Genomic DNA, 2,280 nt, shown 5'->3' with positions numbered 1-2,280 from the left:
GGGGTGCCGGACGCCGCGAGCGCGGGTCCGGAGGCCGGCCTGAGGCCCTGAAGTCGTCCACAGCAGAAATGTACGTGCCGAAGCCGTCAACGCAGCCAGGACAGATGATCTGCGACCAGCGCGTAGCCGACGAACGCCACCGCGTCGATCAGCGTGTGGGCGATGATCAGCGGCCACAGCCGTCCGGTGCGCTGCCAGGCGTAGCCGAACACCAGCCCCATCACGACATTGCCGAGGCCGGCGCTGTAACCCTGGTAGAGGTGATAGGCGCCGCGGAGCAGGCTGGAGATCACCAGGGCCCGGCCGTCGCTGACACCGAGTTGGCGTAACCGGGTCAGCAGGAAACCCACCACGATGATCTCCTCGGCCCAGCCGTTGGCGAACGCGACACCGAGCAGCATCGGGATGCGCCACCACGTGTCATACAGTTCGGCCGGCTCCACGTCGGCGCTCAGCCCCAGGATCCGGGCCAGCACATAGAAGCCCAGGCCGGGCAGGCCGATGAGTGCGGCCAGGCCGAGGCCACCCAATCCGTCGGCCCGCCACCTCGGGCGCGTCAACCCGATGGCCGCCGGTCCGACGCCGCTGCGCCACAGTAGGTACAGCGCCAGCGCCCCCCAGGCCAACAATTGCAGGACGACGGCCAGGTGCAGGCCGAGATCGATCAGGTCGAAGGGGGAGCGCTTCGGGTTGAGGGCGACAGTCTGACCGGACAGGCCGAGCAGTACCGCTTCGACGAGCCGAAGGCCCGCGGTGTAGGCACTCAGACCGAATGTCACCGCGAGTACGACGGCGATCTCGATCTTGAGCGTGCGGCGCGGCGGGTCGAGAAATTCGTGGGTCTCGGGCGCCGAAGATGTCACCGGAGCAACGGTAGCGGCGGCTGCGCCGAGCCGACGACCGCGCGGGTCAGATCCGCCGCGCGCGCAGTCCGTTGAGGAACGGGCAGCCCATCAGCACCCGGATCGCCTGGCTCAGGGACGTGACGTCGTCGACCGGATTGGGGAACGGCAACCGCACGTCGTGGTCACCGTGTTCGTTCTCGACCCGCAGCTGCACGCCGTAGCGGTCCAGACCGAGTGGGCGCACCCGGCCCTGGCGCAAGGTCGTCGGCAACCGCGTGGCCAGGCGTTCCACCACGTCGCGGTGGGAGGACTCCATGTGCTGGAGCCAGCCGGATTCCATCGCGCAGAACGGATCGGGGCGTGCCTGCAGCAGGGCCCCGAGGGTGACCGCCTCGGCCCCGGTCGAATCGGCCACCACCACCGACTCGATCTCCAGACGCATCAGCGTGTAGTTGTCGTCATCGTGCTCGTCGCCCGGCCGGGCCTCTGAATTGACCTGCAGCAGAGCCGGATTCGGATTCTCGGTGGCGATCAGATCGAGCAGTCCCGCTACTTCGGGGCTCGGTACGTGCTGCAGGCGGCCGCGAATCCAGACCAGGGACCGCACCGGTTCGCGCAGCGGCAGCGGCGCGTAGTCGGTCATTTCGAGGACTGCCTGCACTCCGGCCGAACCGGCCGACAACGCGATTCCCGCCAGCGGGCCGGCCTCCGGCACGGTGATGGCAAAGGATCCGTCGTCGAGCAGGTGGTGAACGGGTGAGGCCACCGGTTCGATGCCCTCGACGGCGACCATGGCGCCGCCGCCACGTGCGCACGCGCTGCGGATCCGCTCGGCTGTCGTCGGTGTCGCAATCGCCATCTCGCCGCCTTCGAAACTAGGGAGGTACTTAGGTGAGGTAAGCCTAACTTAACTGGCGCGCGCGTGGTGGGCAAGGCTTTCGTGCACACTGCCGAGACGTCGTGAACCGGCGCAGCGGCGCCGAACCGATAGGGTTGGGATGTGCCACGCATCGCCTACCTCGGACCCGAGGGAACCTTCACCGAAGTGGCGTTGCTGCAGATGGTGGGCCACGACATGGTGCCCGGCGTGCGATCGGCACCCGACGGCGGCAAAGCCGAGTTCACCCCGGTTCTGACCGACAGCACCCCCGGGGCGCTCGCCGCCGTGCGCGACGGCCGCGCCGACCATGCGTGCGTGCCGATCGAGAACTCGATCGAGGGATCGGTGCTGCCCACCCTCGACAGCCTGGCGGTCGGAGAACCGCTGCAGATCTACGCCGAGCTCGTCCTCGACGTCGCCTTCACCATCGTGACCAGGCCCGGACACACCGGCCCGGTGCGCACGGTCGCGGCCTTCCCGGTGGCATTGGCGCAAGTGCGTCGCTGGCTGGCCGCCAACCTGCCCGACGCCACCGTCGTGCCGGCCACCTCAAAT

3 protein-coding genes are annotated in these 2,280 nt (G+C 68.7%); 1 reads left to right on the top strand and 2 read right to left on the bottom strand.

Translation table 11 applies throughout. The annotated features are described in order from the left end of the window. Positions 1-86 precede the first annotated feature (86 nt). Positions 87-863: a CPBP family intramembrane glutamic endopeptidase gene (locus tag A5740_RS25760; RefSeq protein ID WP_076198873.1), complete on the bottom strand. Its 777-nt coding sequence runs from the start codon at positions 861-863 to the stop codon at positions 87-89. Positions 864-909: 46 nt separating this feature from the next. Further along, positions 910-1,704: a DUF2470 domain-containing protein gene (locus A5740_RS25755; RefSeq protein WP_076198871.1), complete on the bottom strand. Its 795-nt coding sequence runs from the start codon at positions 1,702-1,704 to the stop codon at positions 910-912. Positions 1,705-1,845: 141 nt separating this feature from the next. Between A5740_RS25755 and A5740_RS25750 the strand changes: the two genes are divergently transcribed. Beyond that, on the top strand, positions 1,846-2,280 hold a 435-nt coding region (locus A5740_RS25750), incomplete at its 3' end, for a prephenate dehydratase domain-containing protein (RefSeq protein WP_305800112.1).

The sequence above is a fragment of the Mycobacterium sp. GA-1841 genome (genome assembly GCF_001954135.1).
GTDB lineage: Bacteria > Actinomycetota > Actinomycetes > Mycobacteriales > Mycobacteriaceae > Mycobacterium.
This window is presented reverse-complemented; position numbering and strand designations above follow the sequence as displayed.